Genomic DNA, 22,149 nt, shown 5'->3' with positions numbered 1-22,149 from the left:
CATGTTTCGCCCCGACATGACCCGCCGGACCCCGCATGGGCCGGCGGTGGCTTCAGGAGTTACCCATCAATGAATGCAGTTCGTACGAGTTTGCCGCGCGTGGCGGTCCTGCCGGCGCTGATTTCCCTGTCCGTGCTGTTCGCGGGTTGCAGCAGCGTCAACCAGTTGCTGGGCAAGGAAGAGTCCATCGACTACAAGAGCGCATCCAAGCCGCCCTCGGCCAAGCTGGAAGTGCCTCCCGACCTGACGCAGCTTCCCACCGACAACCGGTTCCAGATCCCCTCCCAGACCTCTTCCGGGTCGACGCCGCCGGCGCCCTCGACCACGACCTTCTCCAGCTACTCCACGGCCCAGCCTGAAACCCGGCAGCCGGCCGCCAGCAACGTGCTGCCCGAGCGTTCGGACATGCGCGTGGAACGCGATGGCGACCAGCGCTGGCTGGTGGTCGTCGATCGCTCGCCCGAGCAGCTCTATCCGGTCGTGCGCCAGTTCTGGCAGGACCTGGGCTTCCTGATGCGCGAAGACCTGCCCCAGGCCGGCGTGATGGAAACCGATTGGGCCGAGAACAGGGCGAAGATCCCGCAGGACTTCATCCGCAACACCATCGGCAAGGTCTTCGATTCGCTGTGGTCCACCGGCGAACGCGACATGTTCCGCACCCGCCTCGAGCGCGTGGGCAACAGCACCGAGATCTACATCAGCCATCGCGGCGCGGTCGAGGTGCTGACCGGCGCGGAGAAGAGCCAGACCACCTGGACCTCGCGTCCCAACGACCCGGGCCTGGAAGCAGAAATGCTGAGCCGCCTGATGGTCCGCCTGGGCGCCGATTTCGACCGTGCCAAGGCGGCCGTGACCAATGCGGCGCCCGTGGCCACCGGCGCGGCGCCGCAACTGGTGACCGGCTCGGGCGACACCGGTGCCCTGCAGATCGCCGAGCCGTTCGATCGTGCCTGGCGCCGCGTGGGCCTGGCCCTGGACCGTGGCGGCTTCACCGTCGAGGACCGCAACCGCGCCGAGGGTGTCTACTACGTCCGCTACGTCGATACCGACGCGGCCAGCACCGACAGCAAGCCGGGCTTCTTCGGCCGCCTGTTCGGACGCGGCAGCGACAAGCCCGAGACCCGTCCGCAGTACCGCGTGAAACTGGTCACCTCCAATGACCGTACCCAGGTCACCGTGCTGAACGCGCAGGGGGCGCCCGAGAACACCGCCACCGGCCGGCGTATCCTGAACGTCCTGTCCAACCAGCTGAAGTAATGGTTGGGGTCGGCCATGAGTCCCGTCTGATCCAGGGCGCCGCGGATCCGGCTTTGCCGGTCCGCCAGCGCCGCCCCCTGGAGGGGGAGCGGTCGCAGGCCGCCCGGGGGTGGATTTCCTAGGTGGGCTTCATGCGCTATACGAGTCTTGGCAGCGGCAGCGAGGGCAATGCCCTCGTCGTCGAGGCCAGGGAAGGGCTGTCGGTGACCCGCGTCATGATCGATTGCGGGTTCGGGTTGAGGGAGGTCGAAAGGCGCCTGCTCGGCCGTGGCATCGAGCCTTCATCCCTGAACGGCATCCTGGTGACGCACGAGCATGGCGACCACATCGGCGGCGTGTTCCGCCTGGCCCGCCGCCATGGCATTCCGGTGCATCTGACCACGGGCACGCGTGCGGCCGTTGCCGCCCGCATCCCCGAAGGCATGACCGCCGTCTGCTGCGACAGCCACACCGCCTTTGCCATCGGCGGCTTGCACGTGCAGCCGTTTCCGGTGCCCCACGACGCCCGCGAGCCGGTGCAGTATGTGCTGGACGACGGCCAGTGGCGGCTGGGCGTGCTGACGGACCTGGGCGAGGGCACGCCGCACGTTCACCGGACGCTGTCCGGCTGCGATGCATTGGTGCTGGAATGCAATCATTGCCCGGACATGCTGGCGCGCAGCGATTACCCCGTTTCGCTGAAATACCGGATAGCCGGCCGCTACGGCCACCTGTCGAATGCGGCGGCGGCCGAGATCCTGCGCGTGATGGACCGGTCGCGCCTGAAGTTCCTGCACGCGGCGCATCTGAGCAAGAAAAACAATGTGCCGGAACTGGCGCGCTCGGCGCTTGCGCCGATATTGGGTTGGCAGCCCCAGGAGATCGGCGTGGCGGACCAGGACACCGGGTTCGATTGGGTGACGCTGAGTCAATGAGAAAAGCCCGCAGTTTATAACTGCGGGCTTTTTCTTGGCCGCGCATGCGGCCGTCGATTGGCAGGAACCCGGAGCCGGCGGGGCCGGCCGGGTTTCCGCATTCGACTTACTGCTGCTGGGCGGGAGCCGGGGCGGCAGGAGCCTGGTCGGCCGGAGCGGCGGGCTCGGCGGGAGCCGGAGCAGCGGGTTCGGCCGGGGCGGGGGCGGGCTCAGCCGGGGTGGTGGCGGCGGGAGGGGTCGACTCGGCGGGGGCCGGAGCGGTTTCTTCCTTCTTGCCGCAAGCCGACAGAGCGATTGCCAGCAGCGAGGCCAGGAGCAGGGTCTTCTTCATGATCTCTTTTCCTTTGAGGTGTCAGTCGTAATACACAAACCAGAAATAGCGCTATTTCCCGTTATTACCCAAACAAGGGCTGCTGTGTCTGCCGTTATTCGAGCACGGGTAAATTCTATCAGCGTCTCTAGGTATTTTCCATGGTGGAAGCTGGAAGTAAGATTTGCGTAAGCAATTTGTGTATCCGATTGGTCAATAATGTGCGCAAGGGTTTCGGTTTGTGGTTTTTGACGCAACATTTCGACCCGCCGCGCCGGGAATTTCCCGCGCAGTCAGAGCTTGCGCAACTGATCGAGCAGCGTGGCGATGGCTTCTTCATTGCGCTTGTAGAACACCCATTGCCCGATGCGCCGGGTCGTGACGAGACCGGCGCGCTGCAGGGTGGCCAGGTGGGCGGAAACGGTCGACTGGGACAGGCCGCAACGTTCGAACATTCCGGCGCAGACGCCGACTTCGAGCGGGTGTTCCTGCCCCGCGAAATGGCGTTCGGGCTCCTTGAGCCACTGCAGAATGTCGCGTCGCACCGGATGCGCCAGCGCCTTGATGGTGGCGTCGAGATCCATGGCGGAAGACTGAATGGGCGAAGAATATCGCCATGGATCGAATTATAGATCGCCAGTCTCCGATATGCCTGCCGGCATGGGGATTCCGAGCGGGAGGCGAGCGTGGCGGGGCGCCTGCAAGTACTATCTGCACCCATGATGAAACGTCAATCCGCGATGGCCGTGGTCCTGGCGGGGGCCTGGCTGGTGCTGGTGCTGGCCGGAGCCGTCGTGCTGTATCGCCAGGCGCTGGACCGGTTGCGCGCGGACCTGGACGGCGCGGCCGACGCCGTGGCCGGGCTCGTGTCGCAGCGTATCGCGCAGCACGACGCCCACCTGACCAGCATGGCGGCGCTGGCGCAGCGATCGGACCGTATCCTGCTCGAGGAGATCAGGCAGGTGGCGGGCGCCATCCGCGCTTTCTATCCACGCATCGAAGGAGTGGACCTGATCGGTTGGGAACAACCGTCGTCCCAGGCTGGCTGGCGCACGCTGGTGTCCAGCCGCCGGTCGGGCCTCCCGCCCCTGGAGCCGCAACGCCTGGGCGCGGTGATCGCCGCGGCCCAGCCGGGGCGGCCGGTCAGCACGGTGCCGGAGCCGGGCCAGCCCCGCTATCTGCTGGTCAAGCGATTGCCCCCCGCGGCGGGTCAACTGGCGCTGGTGCTGACCGTAGACCTGGCCGAGCTGGTCGCGGCCGATGAATTGCCCATGGGGACGCGGCTGGCCCTGCGCCTGGACGGGGCGGCGGCCGGGATCGACCATGGCGCGGCCCCGCCACGGAAGGGGCTGCATCCGCCCGCCATGGCGGCGGTACGCATGCTGGAAAACGCCGGCCAGCCCATCATGCTGCGGCTGTCCCGCCATCCGGGGTGGGGCGACCTGGCACTGGGCCGGCCGCTGGCCCTGTTGGTCCTGGTGTCCCTGGCGCTGCTGGCGCTGGCGGCCTTGCTGGCCGTGCAGCGGCTCCGTGCCGTGCAGGCACGGGGCGATGCCGAGCGGGCCCGCCAGGCCGGTCGGCTGAGCAAGCAGGAAGCCACCCTGGCGCACGCGGCGAGGGTCAATGCGATGGGAGAAATGGCCTCGGGAATCGCGCACGAGCTGAACCAGCCGCTGACCGCGCTGCTCAGCCAGAGCCAGGCCGCGCTGCGCCTTGCCGGCCTGCCCGGTACGGAGCCGGACGCCATGCGCCGCGTGCTGGAAGCCAACGTGCAGCAGGCCCGCCGGGCCGCGGACATCCTGGCCCGCATGCGCGCTTACGTCGGCGCCCACCCGCCGGCGGCGCAGGCTTGCGACCTGGGCGAGGTGGCGGCCGACATGGTGGCGCTGATGGGAGCGGACCTGTCGGCCCGCGGCGTGCGGCTTGAAACGCAGGCGACCCAGCCGGCGCCCGTCGCGTGGGTGGACCGGGTGCAGGCGGGGCAGGTCATGTACAACCTGATCCGCAACGCCGCCGATGCGCTGGCCGTGGTTCCGCTGGAAAGGCGGCGCATCGTGCTGAGCCTCGACGAGAGCGAGGGCATGGCCCGCATCGTGGTCAGCGACGACGGCCCGGGCGTGGCGCCGGACATGCTGCCGCACGTCTTCGAGCCCTTCCGTTCCGACAAGGCGGACGGCATGGGGCTGGGCCTGGCCATTTGCGAGAGCATCGTCCACCATTTCGACGGCAGCATCTCGGCGGCCAACCGGCCCCAGGGCGGTGCCCGGTTCACCGTGCTGCTGCCGCTGGCCAGGGACCGGCGAACCCCACAGGAGCCCACGGCGTGACCTCCCAACCCCCCGTCTATCTGGTCGACGACGACCGCGCCGTGCGCGACGCGGTGGCGCTGTTGCTGTCCACGTATGGCCTGCGCGTGGAGACCTTCGCCCATCCGCTGGATTTCTTGTCCCGCCAGCCGGAGCTGGAGCCGGGCTGCATCGTGCTGGACTTGCGCATGCCGGCCATCACGGGCCTGCAACTGCAGCAGAAGCTCCAGGAGTCGGGTTGCGGCTGGCCCATCGTCCTGCTGACCGGCCATGGCGACATGCAGGCATGCCGGCGAGCCTTCAAGGCGGGGGCGGAGGATTTCCTGAGCAAGCCGGTGGACGAGCACGTGCTGATGGAGGCGATCAACGCCGCCTTTGCCGCGCTGGCCCGCTATCGCGAGCAGGACGAGCAGCGCGCCTTGCTCGCGCGCCTGACCGAGCGCGAGCGCCAGGTCCTGGCGCTGGTGGCGCAGGGCTATGCCACCAAGGAGATCGCCGCGGCGCTGGAGCTGTCTCCGCGCACGGTGGAGACCCATCGCGCCCATATCTCCGAGAAGATAGGCAGTACGTCGGTGGTCGAGTTCGCCCGCCTGGCGCAGGCCAGCCAGGAGCCGGGACCGGGAGGGCATCCGTAGGGCTACGGATGCCGGTGCGTAGCGGGCACGATGGGCGGCCGGCCTGCGCGCCGGCACACTGCGGGTGTCGATTCCACAGGAGGAAAAAACGATGTCCCGTCTGCTCAAGACCCTGTTCGTCCTGGCGGCCTGCGCCGGTTCCAGCGCCTACGCGCAAACGCCCGCGTCGCTGACGCTGTCCCAGGCCACCGAGCTGGCCCAGGCCGCCGTGCAAGCCTGCGCGGCCAAGAACTACCAGGTCGCCGCCACCGTGGTCGATCGCGGCGGCAACGTGCTGGCCATGCTGCGGTCCGACCTGTCCGGCCCGCACACCGCCGATGCCTCGCGCCGCAAGGCCTATACCTCGCTGACGATGCGCGCTCCCACCTCGGCGCTGGCCAATGCCATCGAGAACAACCCCGGCGCGCGCCAACTGGTGGCGATCAACGACTTCCTGATCCTGGCGGGCGGCGTGCCCATCAAGGTCGGCAACGACACCATCGGCGCGATCGGCGTCGGCGGCGCGCCGGGCGGCAACCTGGACGAGGAATGCATCAACGTCGCGCTGGCCGCGCGCAAGTAGGCAAGATTGGCGGGCCCTGGCTTCAGGAGTCGTAGCGAAGCCAACCCGCTTCCAGCCACTCCTGCAGGGCCGCGCGTTCGCCGTCGTCCGGCTTCGCCGAGACGCACGCCAGGCGGCGCAGGTCCGCCAGTCCACGAAGGGCCGGGGTCGCATCGACCTCGGCCTTTTCGCCGTTGATGAACAGCATCCGTCCCCGGTGGATCATCAGCGTGCGGCGATCCAGCACCAGCTCGCCCGATGACGGCCAGTCCGCTTCCAGGTCGGGCAGCGTCGCGGGGTCGGGAGCATCGAACACGACCTCCGGCTTGGGCTCGGTCAACCAGCGGCCCAGGTAGCGTGCGGCCAGCGCGGCGTCGAACTTCACCGCCGATACGGCGGCCAGCGCGGCCTCGACCATGGCCTCGGGCAGGGCCGCGGGCTGCCTTGCCGCGGGCTGGCCGGCGTCCTTGTAGTGACCCCGCAGCGCCGACGGCAGGCGCTCGGTCAGAGATTCGGACGCGAACTCCAGCATGCCGCGCGCCAGTTCGGCCAGCGACGGCGAGCGGAAACCGATGGAAATCGTCATGCAGTCGTCGCCTTCGGCGATGCCGTCGTGGGCGTAGGCGGGCGGCAGGTACAGCATGTCGCCCGCTTCCAGCACGAACTCCTCGGTGGGCTCGAAACGGCGCAGCACCTTGAGCGGCGCGTCCGGATCCAGCTCCAGGTCGCGCTGGCGGCCGATGCGCCAGCGCCGGCGTCCGCTGGCCTGCAGCAGGAACACGTCGTAGCTGTCGAAGTGCGGACCGACGCCGCCGCGGTCGGTGGCGACGCTGATCATCACGTCGTCCAGCCGCGCATCGGGAATGAAGCGGAACTGCGCCATCAGGTTGGCCGCCGCGTCGTCGTGCAGGTTCACGCCCTGGACCAGCAGCGTCCATTCCGGTTCGCGCGCGGAGGGCAGCCGCCCGAACGGGCCGTGCTCCATCTGCCACGCGCCTTGCTCGCGCCACACCAGCCGGGATTCGACGTCGTCGCGGCGGGCCAGCCGCTTGACCTGGGCGATGGAGAGCGGCGGCCGGAAATTCTCGAAGGCGCCGCGTATCAACAGCGGCTTGCGCTGCCAGTGGCGCTGCATGAACCGGGATGGCGAGAGGCCGCCCAGGAGGCGGGTGGGAAGGTCGGGTGTCATGGGAATGCTTTGCGTCCGGGAGGGGCGGGGCCAGCCTGTAGAATGAAAGGCCATCCAACGTATACGGGAAACCAAGATTATGACCGCTTCCAACAGCGATCCGTCCCTGGCCGTCGGCGAGAATACCGTCGTCACGGTCGAGTTCTGGATCATGAGCACGGACGGGGAAGCGCTCGATGACAGCGGTGGCCCCGTGAGCTTCCTCTATCGCGGGCTCGACAGCCTGCTGCCCCGCCTGGACGACGGCCTGGAGGGCAAGACCGCCGGTTTCGAGCAGACTTTCCACCTCGAGCCGAGCGACGCGTTCGGCGACTACGACCCGGAACTGCTGCGGGTCGAACCGCGTTCGCGCTTTCCGGAGCCGATCGAGGTGGGCATGCAGTTCGAAGGCGTGCCTGGCGATACCGGGGACGACGAGGAAACCGAGGTCGAGCCCGACGACGGCGAGGGCGACGAGAACGCGCTGATCTTCTCCGTCACGGACCTGACCGACGACAAGGTGGTGCTCGACGCCAACCATCCCTACGCGGGCATGGCGCTGCGCGTACGGATCAAGCTGCTGGAGGTCCGCCCGGCCGACCAGGAGGAGATCGAGCAAGGGTACGCCGACAGCGAGGACGAGAGCGACGATGTCCTGGACGCGCTGATCGAGGCCCGCCGCAATCCCGGCACCCTGCATTGAGCCGCCGCGTCCGGCGTTAGCGGGGCTGCGGGGGGCGCAGCACCGTGTTGGCGTTTTCTATCCGGAAGACATCCCGGTTGCCCGGCTCCACGCTCACCTTGAGCCAATGAGCGGGCCCGGGGGCGGCCGGCATCGCGACGCGCGCGACGTTCTGCAGGGTCTTGCCGTTGAACTTGACCGGGTGATCCGCCAGGGCATGGCCGGGCCGATGCCGGTCGGGCGACGTGCCGCCGCCGTGCACGACCAGGACCTGGCCGGCATATTTGGAGGCCAGCCGGGCCAGGTCGGTCTTGAGCGTGGCGTAGGGATCCACGCCGCCGGCCACGGTGTGCCGGCCCTCGAAATGCGGGTCGGCGGAAAAGGCCAGGACCAGGCCGCGCGCCTTGAGCCGCGTGGCGGCGGCGAAGGCCTGCCGCAGCCACGAGGCATCGGCCTGGATCCTTTCCTCGTATTCGCCGTTGCGCCCGGCTCCCGTGCGGTAATTGTTCTGGTTGCCCGGGATGTTCAGCGTGACGAACAGTACGTCTCCGTATTCCCAGCGCGCGTTCTCGGGATAGCCGCGGAAGCGGGCGGTCTCGCTCTGGCGCTGCAGGTCCAGCTTGAGCATGCCCAGCGAATCGTCCGGATCGAAGAACAGCTCGCGCAGCCGGTTCAGGCGTTCGACGGGCCCGAACTGCCCGGCGGCGGGGCGGTCGCACTCGGCCCAGTCGTTTTCGCCCGGAACCAGCACCAGCGGGACGGGACTGCCGTCCAGCAGCGCGTGCCGGCGGGCATAGGTCTTGTCGTCGCAGCGCTCGTCGCGGCCCTTGATGTTGCCGGTATGGATGGCCAGGTCGGTCTCGGTGCCGAACTGCGCCAGCGTCTGGGCAACGGCCGCTTCCTCGCCGTCATGCGCGGGCACCCCGCCCAGCAGGGCGAAGGCAAAACCATGGCGGGCCGCATAGCCCGATTCGGCGTTGGTGGCGGCCGCCGCCGGCGCCATGGACGCGCACGCCAGTGCCGCCGCCAGCAGAAGGCGGGGCCAGGAAAGCGGGCGTGGCGGCGTGGCGGTCATTGCGGCTGGGCCAGGCTCTTGAGCCGGTAGAGTTCATCCAGCGCCTCGCGCGGGCTGAGGCGGTCCGGGTCGATGCCATCGAGTGCGTCCCGCACGGCCTCCATGGCGTGATCCCGTGCCTGCTCCATTTCCTGCGCCTGGGCCGCCTCGTCTTGCGGCGGCGCGAACAGCGCCATCTGCGGGACCTGGGCTCCCTGCGTCTCCAGCTTCTCCAGCTCGCGCCGCGCCATGCGCACGACCGCGGCGGGAATGCCCGCGCGCTGCGCGACCTGGATACCGTAGCTGCGGCTGGCGGGGCCTTCGCGCACCTCGTGCAGGAACACGATTCCCTTGTGCGACTCCGCCGCGGCCAGGTGGACGTTGGCGACCTCGGGGCGTACCGAGGGCAGGCGCGTCAGTTCGAAATAGTGCGTGGCGAACAGGGTCAGCGCGCGATTCTGCGATACGAGCTGGAAGGCGATCGCCCAGGCCAGCGCAAGGCCGTCGTAGGTCGAGGTGCCGCGGCCGATCTCGTCCATCAGCACCAGGCTGTCGGACGTGCTGGATGCCAGGATGGCGGCGGCCTCGATCATCTCCATCATGAAGGTGGAGCGTCCGCCCGCCAGGTCGTCGGCGGCGCCGATGCGGGTGAAGATGCGATCGATGCGGCCGATGCGCGCAGCCCGCGCCGGCACGAAGCTGCCGATGCGCGCCAGCAGCACGATTAGCGCGGTCTGCCGCATGTAGGTCGATTTACCGCCCATGTTGGGACCGGTGATCAGCAGCATGCGCCGGGTCTGCGCCAGCCGGCAATCGTTGGGCGTGAAGCGCTCGATGACCCGTTCCACGACCGGATGGCGGCCCTGTTCGATATGGATCTCGGCCGTATCCAGCAGCTCGGGCGCGACCCAGTCGTTGTTGCGGGCATGGAAGGCGAGGGCGGCCAGCACGTCGATCTCGGCCAGCGCCGCGGCCGTTCGCGTCAGCGCGCGCACGTGCGGCGCCAGCGTGTCCAGCAATTGCTCGTACAGCCATTTCTCGCGCGCCAGCGCGCGGTCCTGGGCGGACAGGATCTTGTCTTCCCAGGTCTTGAGTTCGGGAGTGATGTAGCGTTCGGCGTTCTTGAGCGTCTGGCGGCGGCGGTAGTCGTCGGGGACCTTGTCGGTCTGGCCGCGCGTGACCTCGATGAAAAAACCGTGCACCCGGTTGAACTCCACGCGCAGGTTGGCGATGCCCGTGCGTTCCCGCTCGCGTTTCTCCAATTGCACCAGGAAGTCGCCGCTGTGCGATTCCAGCGCGCGCAGTTCGTCGAGCTCGGCATCGAAGCCTGCGGCGAGCACGCCGCCGTCGCGCACATTGACGCCCGGTTCGGCGGCGATGGCGCGCGCCAGCAGCTCGCCGATGGCGGGATCGGGCGCGAGCTGGGCTGCCAGTTCGGGCAGCCGCGCCTGGGGATCGGCCGACAGCATCGAGCCTTCGCCGGCCAGGCGCAGTACCATGGCGTGCAGCCCAGGCAGCAGCGCCAGCGCATCGCGCAGGCTGGCCAGCTCCCGCGGCCGCACCGAGCGCAGGGCCACCCGCGCGGAGATGCGCTCCACATCGGGAAGCGGCGCCAGCGCGTCCTGCAGCAGGCGCGGATCGCCGCCATCGAGCAAGGTCTCGATGGCGCGCAGGCGGGCCGCCGCAGGGGCGTTGTCGCGCAGCGGGTGGTGCAGCCAGCGGCGCAGCAGCCGGCTGCCCATGGGCGTCTGGCAGTGGTCCAGCACCGAGAACAGCGTGGGGGACTCTTCGCCGCGCAGGGTTTCGGTCAACTCCAGGTTGCGGCGGGTGACGGGATCGAGCAGCACGTACTGGCTGGCGCGATCGGCGGTCAGCTGCTGCACGTGCGCCAGCGCCTGGGACTGCGTGTTCGAGACATAGCGCAACAGCGCGCCGGCCGCGCAGATCGCCTCGGGCATGTCCTCGACGTCGAATCCGGCCAGCGAGTCCGTGCCGAAGTGGTTCAGCAATTGCTGGCGGGCACCGCTGGTTTCGAAGTGCCAGACCGGAACCGGGCTGATGGGGGCGCTGAAATCGACCGGCAGCGGCTGGCCTTCTGCCAGGATCACTTCCGCCGGCGCGATGCGGTGCAGCTCGCTCGCCAGCAGGGTGGGCGCGCATTCGGTCAATCGGAATTCACCGCTGGCCAGGTTCAGCCAGGCGATGCCCACGCGGCCGGTCTTGCCGTTGCCCGGCTGGACCGCGGCGACGGCGCGGTCGGCCTTGGCCGGAAGCAGGGCCTCGTCGGTCAGCGTGCCGGGCGTCACGATGCGGACGATCCGGCGTTCCACCGGTCCCTTGGACGTGGCGGGATCGCCGATCTGCTCGCAGATCGCGACCGATTCGCCCAGCTTGACCAGCCTGCCCAGGTATTGTTCGACGGCATGGAATGGCACGCCCGCCATCCGTATGGGCACGCCATTGGAGGCGCCGCGGGTGGTGAGCGTCAGGTTCAACAGACGCGAGGCCTTTTCCGCGTCGTCGTAGAACAGCTCGTAGAAATCGCCCATGCGGTAGAACAGCAGCAGAGGGCCGGCTTCGGCCTTCAGGCGGAGATACTGCTGCATCATGGGGGTGTGTGCGCTGGTATCCGATTCTTTCATTAAAAATCAATAAGTTCGTGAGGCGCTGGATGAGAGCAATGGACAACTTTGACCAGGTTCTACTGGAAAGCGGAGTGCTGTCCCTGTCAAATATGGCATTGTAGTGAGGGCTGTCGACTACCAGCGAGTATGAGACAGATTGCCACGGATCGATTGTAGGAGATGGAGTCAAGTTGTAAACTAGTCAGATGACTAGTCTTTTATGGGGTGCTGCATCATGAAAAGCTGGGCCATACAGGACGCAAAGGCGCGCTTCAGCGAGTTTCTTGAGGCGTGTCTCTCGGAGGGACCGCAGATGGTGACCAAGCGTGGAGCCGAAGCCGCGGTGCTCGTCCCCGCCGCCGAATGGAAACGCCTGCGTGCAGCGGCCAAGCCGTCGTTGAAGGAACTGCTGCTTTCGGATACCGCACGTACGGAGTGCCTCGTGCCGCCACGTGGGGCGGCACGGCGCCGACGCATTGCGCCTATTCGCTGAGCGCGCCGCATGTATCTGCTGGACACTAACGTCATTTCCGAATTGCGACGGCCGCGCCCGCATGGCGCCGTCGTCGCCTGGCTCCGGTCCATTGCCGATGGCGACCTTTATCTGTCTGCGGTCACGTTGGGAGAGATTGAGGCCGGCATCGAACTGACGCGCGACCAGGATCCGGACAAGGCCGACGAAATCGCTCGCTGGGCCGATCTGGTGGCTGCCTCGTACAACGTCCTGCCCATGGATGCGGAAACCTTCAGGCGCTGGGCGCGACTGATGCACCGGCGCTCCGACACGCTGTATGAGGATGCGATGATTGCTGCCACCGCGCAGCAGCACCAACTGGTAGTGGTGACACGCAACGCCGGCGATTTCGCTCCCTTTGGGGTGGAGGTTTTCAATCCGTTCGAGGCGAAGGCGGGGTGACTTCCAGCGGGATCGTCCGCAGCGCGTCGATGGGCAGATCGATCCCGAAATGTTCACGCAGCGCCGCCTGGAGCGCCTGCGGGCCGTCCAGTTCCTGTTCCCGGGCATGGCCGTCGGCCGCGCGGAATTTCAGGACCTTGCCGGACAAGGTCACCCGGCGACCCTTGGGCAGTACACGCGCCGCTGTGAGTCCTTGCAGGAAGTGCGAAGCGGGATGCGTGCTGGTGTACCAGTTCGCCACCTCGCGGTCGACCATGGGCATGTCCTCGCCGGTGAACTCGTAGACGTCGACCCACTGGCCGGCATGCTGCACCTGGTGGTACCACCTGCCGTCCTCGCGCACCAGGCGCCGCTCGTCGTGGGACGTGGCCTGGATCAGGCCATCCTCCAGGCGCAGGGCGCGCGTGAGCGAGGTCGCGCCGACGCCGACATCGGTGATCCAGTCCTGCCCGTCCAGGGTCACCGCCAGCGTCAGGTGCGTGCGTTGAACCATGATGCTGCGATCGGTCGTGCCCAGGCGCACTCGCGCCGCCAGGGGGCGCGCGGCAAAGCCCAACTGCGCGAGCAGTTCCAGGAACAGGCCGTTCAGCTCGAAGCAATAGCCGCCGCGGCGCGCGGTGACGAGCTTGTCGTACAGGCGCTGGGGTTCGAGGTGGATGGGCCGGCGCAGCAGCACGTCCAGGTTCTCGAACGGAATGGATTGCGAGTGGGCGCTGGTCAGCGCGTCCAGCGTCGCGAGGGAAGGGGCCGTGGAGCCCTGGTATCCGAGCCGTGCCAGGTACGCGTCGATGTCGAACGTATTGCCCACCGGGTCTCCTTGTCGAGTCAGGCGGATGCCGCCTTCTGGAAGAAGACTAACAGGAGTAGCGCCGCGGCGAGTATCCAAACCGCGATGAACACGGCCGCGGCCACCCGGCTGACCGGCCGGCTCGACATGTCCGCGGCCGACCGCCTGAATTCGGCCATCAGGCCGGCGGGGATGAGGCGCACCACCAGCAGGATGCCGAGCGGAACGATGATGAGGTCGTCCAGGTATCCCAGCACGGGGATGAAGTCGGGAATGAGGTCGATGGGGGAGACCGCATAGGCGGCCACCAGCAGGGCGAGCACCTTGGCCATTCAGGGGGTGCGAGGATCCCGGGCCGCCAGCCAGACCGCGACGACGTCCTGCTTGATGCGCCGGGCCCACTGCTTCATCCGCTTGATCATGGCGCGTGTCCAGGCGTCACTTCATGTAGGACCGCACGGCGGCCACGACTTCTTCCAGGTCGGCCGCGCGGACGTCGGCGGGTACGTCGGCACGGCCCAGGTGTTCGCGGATGTGCCCTTCCAGCACCTCGGCCATCAGCCCGTTCACCGCGCCACGTATCGCGGCGATCTGCTGCAGGATCGCCACGCAGCCGGCTTCCTGGGTGAGGGCGGTCTCCAGGGCCGCGGCCTGTCCCTTGATCCGGCGCACGCGCGTCAGGAGCTGCTTCTGGTTGTGGAGGGTGTGTGCCATGGATGGCCGTCGCCTTTCATTGGAACTATACTGGGGTATAGTATATACACGATACACCGGAACGGGCCGCATCATGTCGACATCCCTCATTTCCCAGGATTGGACCCACAGTCACGTCTTCGACGAAGGCAATCCCCTGGCCGAACGCAACACCCGCCGGGCGGTGCTGCTCACGGCGGCGATGATGGTCGCCGAGATCGTGGGCGGCTACATGTTCAATTCGATGGCGTTGCTGGCCGACGGGTGGCACATGAGTTCCCACGCCCTGGCGCTGGGCCTGGCGGTGCTGGCCTACGGCGCGGCACGGCGCTACGCGAACGACGGACGCTTTGCGTTCGGGACCTGGAAGATCGAAGTGCTGGGCGGTTATACGAGCGCGCTGTTCCTGGCCGGCGTGGCCGCGCTGATGCTCTACGAATCCGTCCAGCGGCTGATGTCCCCCGCGACGATCCACTACGATCAAGCCATCGCCATCGCGGCCGTCGGCCTGCTCGTCAATCTCGCCTGCGCGTGGCTGTTGAAGGACGGGCATCACGGACACGATCACGGCCACGGACATGACCATCATCATGGGCATGACCACGACCACGAGCACGGCAGCGACCTGAACCTGCGTTCGGCCTACCTGCACGTCGTGGCCGATGCCGCCACGTCGGTGCTGGCCATCATCGCGCTGTTCGGCGGCAAGCTATGGGGGGCGGCCTGGCTGGATCCGGTCATGGGCATCGTCGGCGCCGGCCTGGTCGCCGTCTGGGCGTACGGCCTGCTGCGGGCCTCGGGAAAAGTCCTGCTCGATGCGGAAATGGATGCGCCCGTCGTGGCCGAGATCCGCGAGGTGGTCGCGGCCTGCCCGTTCAAGGCGACGATCACGGATCTCCACGTCTGGCGGGTCGGCAAGGGCAAGTATGCCTGCATCCTGGGTATCGTGACCGATACGCCGGCCACGCCTTCCTATTTCCGGGAAGCCTTGGCCATCCACGAGGAACTGGTCCACGTCACCGTGGAGGTCAATCGCATGCCGACCGTTCCGGCGGGCGCCAATCTGGCGTGAACAGGCCCTAATGGTCGTGAGCGCCTTCCTCTTCATCATCGTGAGGGGCGACGCCTTCGCGTGATTTCTTCAGCCATGCCTTGCCCTGTTCAAGGTCGATGGGAACGAGGTCACCTTCGAGGTAGGCCCGTCCCAGCCTGGCCTGGGCCACCGGGTTGCCCGCCTGGGCCGCGCGTTCCAGCCAGGCGACCGCTGTACGCGTATCCCTGGCGACTCCCCGGCCCGCCGCATAGGCCTGGTACAGGGCGTACTGGGACTTGGGGGAGCAGCGGTCATTCCCGGAGGCGGCCAACCGATGCCACTTGAATGCTTCCTTGTCGTCCCGCGGAGCGCCTCCCAGTCCCTGCCCATAGAAATCGCCCAGCATGCATTGCGCGATCACCGATCCGCCCGCCGCCGCCTTGCGGAACTGGCGGAACGCCTGGGAAAGATCCTTGGGTACGCGGTCGTTGCCGTTGTAGTACATGAAGGCAAGATCGACCTGCGCAGGGCCGTGCCCAAGCTCGGCAGCCTTGCTCATGTAGTCGAAAGACTTCTGGCGATCAAGCGCCGCGCCGGTCAGGCCACCGTAATGGCGTGCCATTTCGTATGCCGCCGCGGCATCGTCGCCGGTCCGCGCGCCGGAAATGTCTCCCCCGGCCGCTACGGCAAGCCATCCGCCCAGGACCAGCCACGCGGCCATGCGCGCGGGCACGGCCGTTTCTCGCGGCCGTGGCCCTGTCCCGTCGACGGCCTTAGCGGAAGGCATCGGCGACGTTGGCCGGCACGACGATCTCGCTCGCCGGCGTAAGCGACAGCGTGACTGTCCGGCCCTTGGCGACCCTGGCCAGGACGGCTTGTGCCTCGGCCAGGCTGTTCAGGCGCTGGGTCCGCAGGTACTCGGGCGGGTGGAAGGTGCCCGTGGCCGCATGCACCGATTCGACCGGACCGCCGTCATAGGTGATCTCGGTGCCCATACCCGGACTTGCCTGCTTGTATCCTGGGGGGATGTAGCCCTTGTATGTGCTGTCCTGCACGTCGACTGCAACCTGGACGTAGAAGCCGCCAGGGTCGTTCACGTAGCTGTCCGTCGGGATCACGATGCCATTGGCCAGCAGCGGGATCGACGGGTTCTTGTTCTGGGCGCCGACGAAGCCCTGGATGATTTTCCCTTCGTCAAGCAGTGTCGCCCGGACGTTGGCCAGGCCCGCTTCCCGGCCAGGCTTGAAGGGGCCCGAGGTCTCTATGCTCTTGTACGAGCGGTTGGCTTCATCGCTGGCCCGGTACGAGGCCACCGAGCGACGTTTCTCCAATTGGTTGGCGAATTCGCTCGTGATCTTGCCGCCGCCCAGGACCGGCGCATCGTAGACCCTGGAGGTCATCGCCTCCATCATCGTGAGTTGCTTTCCGGCGTTGGCCGGATCCCGGTTGTAGGCCTTGAGCGCCTGGTAGACCTCGACGATGGGATACTGATTGGTATGCTGCGGCGCCACGAAATCCACTTCGACGGTGCTCTGCAGGTAGCTGAAGCCGTGCTGGAAGGACAGGCGGCGCCAACCGTTGGCGGCAGTCGGGGAGTTCAGGCCGTTGAAGCCATACCCGCCGTGATAGCCGAAGGTGTAGAACTTGCCGTCTGCCGGATTCTTCACGCGAAAGAGCATGTTGGTGGACCCCGGCGTGTGGCCGGGCGACCAGATCACCATGATCCTCACGTTGCCGAAGTCGTACCACCGGTCGTAGTCGTAGAACTTGTTGGTGCGGGCACGCAGGGCGGTTTCCGATTCGGGCAGGGCGCCGGGGATGTCCCACGCGTTGCCTTGCAGGTCGCTCTTGACGCCCGCCACGTCCTCTTTCGACGCCCAGACGTCCATGGTCTTGCCGGCGTTGTCCATCATCTTGAGCTGCTCGACGGCCGTGCCGTAGTGGTCGGCGTGGCCATGCGTGAGCCACAGGTCGGTGACCGACCGGGGGTCTATCCCCACCAGCTCCATGTTCTTCCAGTATTGGTAGCCGCTGTTGGGCCAGCCCGCGTCGATCTTGATGACCTTGTCGTCGGAGGTGTCCGCGGTCCCCATGTCGGCCTTCAGCACGTACGAGGCCACTTCGTTGTCGCCGACGTAGTACATGGTGTTCTTCACCATCTCGAACGGCTCGGTGCTGCGGCTGTAGGGCGCGGAGGATACCGAGGTCGCGTTGATGGCCACGTAGGGCAGGCCTGAAACCGGATCGATGCCCTTGTCCCCCAGCATGGGGCTTTGCGTGGGAACGTCCCAGGTGGGTTTGCCATCGGATTTGGAGGGCGGGGTGAAGTACCAGATCGCCACGACCTTGGCGCGATCCGCGTTCAAGTAGTTGTCGTCGAACAGCAGATATGCGGCCTGGCGCGAGGTGGTGCCATAGTGGTAGTCGGCGGTGACGGGGATGGCGCCGAACGTGGACGTCTCGCTTTTGGCGTAGTCCTCGGTGTTGACGTTGAAGACCCTTGCATCGGAAGCGACGGTGTAGGTTTCCTCGTAGCGCTTGATCGGCTTGGCATACGCCCGGCCCGCCTGGTCCGCGGTGACTGTCGTGCCGTCGCCGACCGTGATGGTCGACCCGGTCTTGCCGTAGACCCATCCGGCGGCCACCATGGGCCCCGGGGCGCCGTCGTTGCGGGTGACCGCCGCGCCGTACTTCTGCAGGTTGAACTGGGCAGCCGACGACGAGCCCTTGGACAGGATCACGTTGAAGGCAGGCGAACCGTCCTCGGGCACGATGACGGTACCGGCCGGGGATGCGAGCCAGTCCACGAGATTGCCCGGCACGAGCCCGTCCTTGATCGCCGCCGCACGTTCCGGCGTGCTGGGGGCGGTGGACAGCGTCTTCAGGCCCGTCTGCGTCAGGATGGTGACGTGTACGGTCTGCCTGCCGCCGGAATCGGTTTCCAGATGGGGAAGGCCTTGGACCAGGCCGGCCGTTCGGAACGAAACCGTCGCTCCCGGCGGACCCGGGGGCACGGGACCTGCGCTTCCGTCGTCGCCCCCGCCACAGCCAGCCAGAAGGGCCGCGGCGATGAACGCCGGCAGCAGTTTTCCTGCCTGTCGCGATGCAGTGCTCATCTTGCTTGTCTCCTTGGTGTTCTTGTGCAAGTCGGAATGATTGGCCGCCCCGGCGGCTTTCTTCAGCGGACCAGGCAGGGTTTCTTGTTGTCGAACCTCCAGCCCGGTATCAGGTACTGCATGGCCATGGCATCGTCGCGTGCGCCCAGGCCGTGCCGTTTGTAGAGTTGGTGCGCCTGCTCGACCGCGTCCATGTCGAGTTCGATGCCCAGCCCGGGAGCCTGGGGCAGTTCGATGCGGCCGCCGCGGATCTGCAGCGGATTGCGCGTCAGATTCTGGCCGTCCTGCCATATCCAGTGCGTGTCGAGCGCGGTGACCCGGCCCGGCGCGGCCGCTCCCACGTGGGTGAACATCGCCAGCGAGATGTCGAAATGATTGTTGGAATGCGAGCCCCAGGTCAGGCCGAACGCCTGGCAGGCCTGGGCGACGCGCACCGAGCCCTGCAGGGTCCAGAAGTGCGGATCGGCAAGGGGAATGTCGACGGATTGCAGCGACAGGGCGTGTGCCATTTCACGCCAGTCGGTGGCGACCATGTTGGTGGCCGTGGGCAGTCCGGTTGCCCGCCGGAACTCGGCCATGGTCTCGCGGCCGGAGTACGTGCCCTCGGCGCCGCAGGGGTCCTCCGCATAGGCCATCACGCCATGCATGTCGCGGCACAGGCGGATGGCGTCGCGCAGCAGCCAGCCGCCATTGGGATCGAGCGTGATGCGCGCCCTGGGAAAGCGTTCATGCAGGGCGTGGATGGCCTCGATCTCTTCCTCGCCGCGCAGCGCTCCGCCCTTGAGCTTGAAGTCCTCGAATCCATAGCGCCGATAGGCGGCTTCGGCCAGCCCGACGATGGCCTCGGGCGTCAGCGCCTTTTCGTGCCGCAGGCGCAGCCAGTCGTCCGCTTCCTCCGGAGCGCTGGCGTAGGGCAGCGGGGTTTGCGCGCGGTCGCCCACGTAGAACAGGTAGCCCAGCATCTGCACCGACGTGCGTTGTATGCCTTCGCCCAGCAGCGCGGCCACCGGCACCTCCAGGTGCTGGCCCAGCAGATCGAGCAGCGCCGATTCGACAGCCGTGACGGCGTGGATGGCAACGCGCAGGTCGAACGTCTGGTGCCCGCGGCCCGCGTCGTCGCGGCCAGCGAAGGTATTGCGCATCCGGTTGAGCGTGTCGGTATAGCGGCCGATGGAGCTGCCGACGATGAAGTCGCGCGCGTCTTCCAGCGTCGCGCGGATGTTCTCGCCGCCCGGTACTTCGCCCACGCCGGTATGGCCGGCGCTGTCGGTCAGGATGACCAGGTTGCGGGTGAAGTAGGGCGCATGGGCACCGCTGAGGTTGAGCAGCATGGAGTCGCGGCCGGCCACCGGAACCACCCGCATGCGGGTGACGGTGGGCGTGTGTCCGGCTGGCGGGAAAGCAGAAGGCATGATCGTTTCCGGGGCGGTCGCGTTATTGGATGGAGATGTTTCCGGTCTCGATCACTTCCTTCCAGCGCGCGCTTTCCTGCCGTTGGAAGCGTGTGAACTCATCGCTCGAGTTCGCCACGACTTCCAGGCCGACGTCGGTGAAAGGCTTGCTGACGGCGGGATCCTTGATGGCGTCGGTCAGCGCGGCCGAGATCTGGTTGCGCAGGTCGGCCGGCAATCCCTTGGGCGCGACGACGGCTTGCCAGGAATAGACCACCAGGCCGGGCACCGCCGCTTCGGCGAAGGTGGGCACGTCGGGCAGCACCTGCGAGCGGGTGTTGCCCGTGACGGCGATGGCCTTGAGCTTGCCGGCCTTGATGTGGGGCAGTACGGCGTTGACGTTCTGGAACGACATGTCGACCTGGTTGCCCAGCAGGTCGGCGATGGCGGGCGCGCCGCCCTTGTACGGAACGTGCAGTCCCTTCGTCCCGGTTTTCTGCCAGAACAGTTCCGCGGTCAGGTGGTCCGACGAGCCCGCCCCCGAGGTGGCGAAGCTGACCGCCCCCGGCCGGGACCGGAGCAGCGAGAGGACATCCTGGACGTTGCCCACCTTGGGCGCCAGGGAAGGGCTGACCACCAGGACATTGGGGGCCTGCACGGCGACGGTAAGGTAGGTGAAGTCCTTGGCCGGAGCATAGGGCAGGTCCTTCATCAGGTGTTCCGCGACGACCAGCGGCGCGAGCGAGGTGACCATGAGCGTGTAGCCGTCCGGCACCGCGCGGGCGACCTGCGCGGCCCCTATGGTGCCGGTGGCGCCGGCCTTGTTCTCGACCACGAAGGATTGCTTGAGCCGTTCCTGCAGCTTGTTGGCGACGGCACGCGCCACCGAGTCCGTCGCGCCGCCCGGCGGGAAGGGGACCACCATGGTCACCGGCTTGTCGGGCCAGGCATGGGCTGCGCCGGAGGCTGCCGCCAGGGCCATCCCGATTATCCATGCGCGTGCTTTGGCGTTCATGTCGTCTCCGTATTCTTGTGAATGTTAACGTTACCAATCCGGGATGTCAGCGTTGTTCATGACTTGTTAACGTTAACATCCGCGTGGGCAGAATGTATGATCCCGGGCCGTGGAGACGCCATAGGTGGAAACCCAGGTCCCGTGGATCGCTATCGGCGGGCGCGCCGGGTTAGCCTTTCGTCTCATGTCCTACCCGTACCGCCGCCACGCCGCCGATGTCTGCCTCCGTTCGTAAGCCTGCCTCTGTTTCCGACCAGCCGGCCGAGCGGGCGCGGGTGACCGTGCGCGAAGTGGCCCAGGCGGCCGGCGTCTCGATGATCACCGTATCGCGTGCCATCAATACGCCGCAGCAGGTTTCCCCGGCCACGCTGGAGAAGGTCAATGCCGCCATCGCGGCGCTGGGCTACGTGCCGAATCTGATGGCGGGCGCGCTGCGGCTGTCGCGCAGCCATCTGGTGACCGTGCTGGTGCCGTCGGTCGCGGGGTCCTTGTTCGCGGGCATGCTGACGGCCCTGACGGAGTCGCTCGATGCGCGGGGCTACCAGCTCATGGTGGGGCAGAGCGGCTACGACGTACCGCGCGAGGACGCGCTGCTGCGGGCCATCATCGGCCGTCGCCCCGACGGCATCGTGCTGACCGGCGTCATGCATTCGCCGCAGGGGCGCCGCCTGCTCCAGGCTTCCGGCATCCCCGTCGTCGAGACCTGGGACACCACGGCCACGCCCATCGACATGCTGTTGAGCGTGTCGCACGAGCAGATCGGCGCGGCCGTCAGCCGTTATCTGTTCGAGGCCGGCAAGACCCGTCTGGCGGTGTTGAGCGGGGATGACGAGCGGGCGCACCTGCGCGCCGCGAGCTACGTGCGTGCGGCGCTCGCAATGGGCCTGCCCGAGCCCGTCGCGCTTTATCTGCCCGCGCCGACCACGCATGCGCAGGGACGCGAGGGCCTGCGCGCGCTGCGGCGCAGCGGCAAGGACATCGACGGCGTCTTCTGCACATCCGACCTGATGGCGGCGGGCGTCCTTACCGAGGCCATGGTGCAGGGCGTGGACGTGCCCGGACAACTGGCCGTCGTCGGTTTCGGCGACATGGATATCGCCGCGTCGATGTCGCCTTCCATCACCTCGGTGCACGTGGACGGGGCCGCGATCGGGGCCAAGGCCGCGGAAATGATCGCGGCCCGCGCCGGCGGACAGCGGCCGGCGGCATCCATCGTCGAGATCGGCTTCCGCATCGTCGCGCGCGAAAGCGCCTGACGGGTTCCGGCCGCGTCCGGGAATCGCGTCGATTAAACTTCCGGCCGATCCGCGATGAAGGTTTGCATGGACATAGAAATCAACGAAGAACTGCGGGCTTACATCGATCCGCTGAGCGAAGACGAGTACGCCGCGCTGGAGGGCAGCCTGCTGGCCGAAGGGTGCCGCGATGCGCTGGTGCTGTGGGGCAACGTGCTGGTCGATGGGCACAACCGCTACGGCATATGCAGGAAGCACGGCATCGAATTCCGGACCGTGCAGAACACGACGTTCCGTTCGATGGATGACGTGCGGCTCTGGATGATAGACAACCACCTGGGCCGGCGCAGCATTTCCGACTACCAGCGGGGCGTGCTGGCCTTGCGCAAGAAGGACATCCTGCAGGCGCGGGCGGCCGCCGCACCGGCCCCCGCCGCGCCGGCGGACGCCGCCGAGACGCCGCCCACGCGGG

General features: G+C 67.4%; 21 protein-coding genes and 2 pseudogenes. 11 read left to right on the top strand and 12 right to left on the bottom strand.

The genetic code is table 11. From position 1 onward, the window contains the following. Positions 1-69 precede the first annotated feature (69 nt). Both bamC and CDO46_RS27635 read left to right on the top strand, forming a co-directional pair. Positions 70-1,257 (top strand): outer membrane protein assembly factor BamC, encoded by a 1,188-nt coding sequence (bamC, locus tag CDO46_RS27640; RefSeq protein WP_087841788.1) that lies wholly within the window; start codon positions 70-72, stop codon positions 1,255-1,257. 131 nt (positions 1,258-1,388) lie between these two features. Beyond that, positions 1,389-2,171, top strand: a complete 783-nt coding sequence (locus tag CDO46_RS27635; RefSeq protein ID WP_087841821.1) for an MBL fold metallo-hydrolase — start codon at positions 1,389-1,391, stop codon at positions 2,169-2,171. 106 nt (positions 2,172-2,277) lie between these two features. Here CDO46_RS27635 and CDO46_RS27630 read toward each other — a convergent pair whose 3' ends face one another. Together CDO46_RS27630 and CDO46_RS27625 are read right to left on the bottom strand one after the other, a co-directional pair. After that, a complete protein-coding gene (locus CDO46_RS27630) occupies positions 2,278-2,502 on the bottom strand; it encodes a hypothetical protein (RefSeq protein WP_087841787.1) in 225 nt (74 codons plus the stop codon). A gap of 272 nt (positions 2,503-2,774) precedes the next feature. After that, positions 2,775-3,065, bottom strand: a complete 291-nt coding sequence (locus tag CDO46_RS27625) for a helix-turn-helix transcriptional regulator (protein ID WP_087841786.1) — start codon at positions 3,063-3,065, stop codon at positions 2,775-2,777. Between the two features lie 135 nt (positions 3,066-3,200). Here CDO46_RS27625 and CDO46_RS27620 point away from each other — a divergent pair, with 135 nt between their 5' ends. From CDO46_RS27620 to CDO46_RS27610, 3 genes are all read left to right on the top strand, one after another. Continuing rightward, a complete protein-coding gene (locus tag CDO46_RS27620; protein WP_140416922.1) occupies positions 3,201-4,808 on the top strand; it encodes a sensor histidine kinase in 1,608 nt (535 codons plus the stop codon). Then, a complete protein-coding gene (locus tag CDO46_RS27615; protein WP_087841784.1) occupies positions 4,805-5,422 on the top strand; it encodes a response regulator transcription factor in 618 nt (205 codons plus the stop codon). The genes CDO46_RS27620 and CDO46_RS27615 overlap by 4 nt, the downstream gene beginning before the upstream one ends. 91 nt (positions 5,423-5,513) lie before the next feature. Then, a complete protein-coding gene (locus tag CDO46_RS27610; RefSeq protein ID WP_087841783.1) occupies positions 5,514-5,984 on the top strand; it encodes a heme-binding protein in 471 nt (156 codons plus the stop codon). Positions 5,985-6,006: 22 nt separating this feature from the next. Here the strand turns inward: CDO46_RS27610 and CDO46_RS27605 are convergent, their stop codons facing one another. Next, on the bottom strand, positions 6,007-7,152 hold the full coding sequence (locus CDO46_RS27605) for a cupin domain-containing protein (RefSeq protein WP_087841782.1): 1,146 nt from the start codon (positions 7,150-7,152) through the stop codon (positions 6,007-6,009). Positions 7,153-7,231: 79 nt separating this feature from the next. On the opposite strand from CDO46_RS27605, the gene CDO46_RS27600 reads away from it, so the two are divergent. Then, positions 7,232-7,834 carry a peptidylprolyl isomerase gene (locus CDO46_RS27600; protein ID WP_243724628.1) on the top strand — a complete coding sequence of 201 codons (603 nt, stop codon included), beginning with the start codon at positions 7,232-7,234 and terminating at the stop codon, positions 7,832-7,834. Between the two features lie 16 nt (positions 7,835-7,850). Here the strand turns inward: CDO46_RS27600 and CDO46_RS27595 are convergent, their stop codons facing one another. Next, entirely contained in the window at positions 7,851-8,888 is a 1,038-nt protein-coding gene (locus CDO46_RS27595; RefSeq protein ID WP_087841781.1) for a hypothetical protein, read from the bottom strand. Beyond that, on the bottom strand, positions 8,885-11,476 hold the full coding sequence (gene mutS, locus CDO46_RS27590; RefSeq protein WP_087841780.1) for a DNA mismatch repair protein MutS: 2,592 nt from the start codon (positions 11,474-11,476) through the stop codon (positions 8,885-8,887). Before mutS ends, CDO46_RS27595 begins: the two co-directional genes overlap by 4 nt. 250 nt (positions 11,477-11,726) lie before the next feature. On the opposite strand from mutS, the gene CDO46_RS27585 reads away from it, so the two are divergent. Both CDO46_RS27585 and CDO46_RS27580 read left to right on the top strand, forming a co-directional pair. Next, the gene (locus tag CDO46_RS27585; protein ID WP_087841819.1) at positions 11,727-11,984 is read left to right on the top strand and encodes a type II toxin-antitoxin system Phd/YefM family antitoxin; all 258 of its coding nucleotides are present in this window, start codon (positions 11,727-11,729) and stop codon (positions 11,982-11,984) included. Positions 11,985-11,993: 9 nt separating this feature from the next. Beyond that, positions 11,994-12,407 (top strand): type II toxin-antitoxin system VapC family toxin, encoded by a 414-nt coding sequence (locus CDO46_RS27580; RefSeq protein ID WP_087841779.1) that lies wholly within the window; start codon positions 11,994-11,996, stop codon positions 12,405-12,407. On the opposite strand, the gene CDO46_RS27575 is transcribed toward CDO46_RS27580, so the two are convergent. From CDO46_RS27575 to CDO46_RS27565, 3 genes and pseudogenes are all read right to left on the bottom strand, one after another. After that, positions 12,379-13,215 (bottom strand): arylamine N-acetyltransferase, encoded by an 837-nt coding sequence (locus tag CDO46_RS27575; RefSeq protein WP_087841778.1) that lies wholly within the window; start codon positions 13,213-13,215, stop codon positions 12,379-12,381. The two genes, CDO46_RS27580 and CDO46_RS27575, sit on opposite strands and share 29 nt — an antisense overlap. Before the next feature lie 17 nt (positions 13,216-13,232). After that, positions 13,233-13,607 (bottom strand): annotated as a pseudogene (locus CDO46_RS27570) (YkvA family protein); the annotation flags it as partial. A 25-nt stretch (positions 13,608-13,632) separates the two neighbouring features. Further along, positions 13,633-13,908, bottom strand: a complete 276-nt coding sequence (locus CDO46_RS27565; protein WP_087841777.1) for a metal/formaldehyde-sensitive transcriptional repressor — start codon at positions 13,906-13,908, stop codon at positions 13,633-13,635. 73 nt (positions 13,909-13,981) lie between these two features. On the opposite strand from CDO46_RS27565, the gene dmeF reads away from it, so the two are divergent. After that, the gene (dmeF, locus tag CDO46_RS27560; RefSeq protein ID WP_087841776.1) at positions 13,982-14,959 is read left to right on the top strand and encodes a CDF family Co(II)/Ni(II) efflux transporter DmeF; all 978 of its coding nucleotides are present in this window, start codon (positions 13,982-13,984) and stop codon (positions 14,957-14,959) included. A 7-nt stretch (positions 14,960-14,966) separates the two neighbouring features. Here the strand turns inward: dmeF and CDO46_RS27555 are convergent, their stop codons facing one another. The 4 genes from CDO46_RS27555 to CDO46_RS27540 all read right to left on the bottom strand — a co-directional run bounded on the left by CDO46_RS27555 (position 14,967) and on the right by CDO46_RS27540 (position 20,442). Next, positions 14,967-15,653, bottom strand: a complete 687-nt coding sequence (locus CDO46_RS27555; RefSeq protein ID WP_165963285.1) for a tetratricopeptide repeat protein — start codon at positions 15,651-15,653, stop codon at positions 14,967-14,969. A gap of 40 nt (positions 15,654-15,693) precedes the next feature. Continuing rightward, complete coding sequence (locus tag CDO46_RS27550; protein ID WP_087841774.1) at positions 15,694-18,036, bottom strand: MBL fold metallo-hydrolase; 2,343 nt, start codon at positions 18,034-18,036, stop codon at positions 15,694-15,696. Positions 18,037-18,098: 62 nt separating this feature from the next. Beyond that, positions 18,099-19,448: a glucarate dehydratase gene (gene gudD, locus CDO46_RS27545; RefSeq protein ID WP_087841773.1), complete on the bottom strand. Its 1,350-nt coding sequence runs from the start codon at positions 19,446-19,448 to the stop codon at positions 18,099-18,101. Between the two features lie 22 nt (positions 19,449-19,470). Further along, positions 19,471-20,442, bottom strand: a complete 972-nt coding sequence (locus CDO46_RS27540; protein ID WP_087841772.1) for a tripartite tricarboxylate transporter substrate binding protein — start codon at positions 20,440-20,442, stop codon at positions 19,471-19,473. A gap of 215 nt (positions 20,443-20,657) precedes the next feature. On the opposite strand from CDO46_RS27540, the gene CDO46_RS27535 reads away from it, so the two are divergent. Together CDO46_RS27535 and CDO46_RS27530 are read left to right on the top strand one after the other, a co-directional pair. Beyond that, complete coding sequence (locus tag CDO46_RS27535; protein ID WP_087841771.1) at positions 20,658-21,698, top strand: LacI family DNA-binding transcriptional regulator; 1,041 nt, start codon at positions 20,658-20,660, stop codon at positions 21,696-21,698. 66 nt (positions 21,699-21,764) lie between these two features. Further along, positions 21,765-22,149 (top strand): annotated as a pseudogene (locus CDO46_RS27530) (hypothetical protein); the annotation flags it as partial.

This window comes from Pigmentiphaga sp. NML030171, assembly GCF_002188635.1.
Taxonomy (GTDB): Bacteria; Pseudomonadota; Gammaproteobacteria; order Burkholderiales; family Burkholderiaceae_B; genus Pigmentiphaga; species Pigmentiphaga daeguensis.
Note: the sequence above shows the minus strand (reverse complement) of the source record. Positions and strands in the feature narration are given on the sequence as shown.

Coding starts and splice junctions, on each gene's coding strand:
- mutS (WP_087841780.1), bottom strand. CDS start 11,476: ATGATGCAGCAGTATCTCCGCCTGAAGGCCGAAGCCGGCCCTCTGCTG.
- dmeF (WP_087841776.1), top strand. CDS start 13,982: ATGTCGACATCCCTCATTTCCCAGGATTGGACCCACAGTCACGTCTTC.
- gudD (WP_087841773.1), bottom strand. CDS start 19,448: ATGCCTTCTGCTTTCCCGCCAGCCGGACACACGCCCACCGTCACCCGC.
- CDO46_RS27610 (WP_087841783.1), top strand. CDS start 5,514: ATGTCCCGTCTGCTCAAGACCCTGTTCGTCCTGGCGGCCTGCGCCGGT.
- CDO46_RS27580 (WP_087841779.1), top strand. CDS start 11,994: ATGTATCTGCTGGACACTAACGTCATTTCCGAATTGCGACGGCCGCGC.
- CDO46_RS27550 (WP_087841774.1), bottom strand. CDS start 18,036: ATGAGCACTGCATCGCGACAGGCAGGAAAACTGCTGCCGGCGTTCATC.
- CDO46_RS27535 (WP_087841771.1), top strand. CDS start 20,658: ATGTCTGCCTCCGTTCGTAAGCCTGCCTCTGTTTCCGACCAGCCGGCC.
- CDO46_RS27620 (WP_140416922.1), top strand. CDS start 3,201: ATGATGAAACGTCAATCCGCGATGGCCGTGGTCCTGGCGGGGGCCTGG.
- CDO46_RS27585 (WP_087841819.1), top strand. CDS start 11,727: ATGAAAAGCTGGGCCATACAGGACGCAAAGGCGCGCTTCAGCGAGTTT.
- CDO46_RS27635 (WP_087841821.1), top strand. CDS start 1,389: ATGCGCTATACGAGTCTTGGCAGCGGCAGCGAGGGCAATGCCCTCGTC.
- CDO46_RS27605 (WP_087841782.1), bottom strand. CDS start 7,152: ATGACACCCGACCTTCCCACCCGCCTCCTGGGCGGCCTCTCGCCATCC.
- CDO46_RS27595 (WP_087841781.1), bottom strand. CDS start 8,888: ATGACCGCCACGCCGCCACGCCCGCTTTCCTGGCCCCGCCTTCTGCTG.
- CDO46_RS27565 (WP_087841777.1), bottom strand. CDS start 13,908: ATGGCACACACCCTCCACAACCAGAAGCAGCTCCTGACGCGCGTGCGC.
- CDO46_RS27540 (WP_087841772.1), bottom strand. CDS start 20,442: ATGAACGCCAAAGCACGCGCATGGATAATCGGGATGGCCCTGGCGGCA.
- bamC (WP_087841788.1), top strand. CDS start 70: ATGAATGCAGTTCGTACGAGTTTGCCGCGCGTGGCGGTCCTGCCGGCG.
- CDO46_RS27600 (WP_243724628.1), top strand. CDS start 7,232: ATGACCGCTTCCAACAGCGATCCGTCCCTGGCCGTCGGCGAGAATACC.
- CDO46_RS27630 (WP_087841787.1), bottom strand. CDS start 2,502: ATGAAGAAGACCCTGCTCCTGGCCTCGCTGCTGGCAATCGCTCTGTCG.
- CDO46_RS27625 (WP_087841786.1), bottom strand. CDS start 3,065: ATGGATCTCGACGCCACCATCAAGGCGCTGGCGCATCCGGTGCGACGC.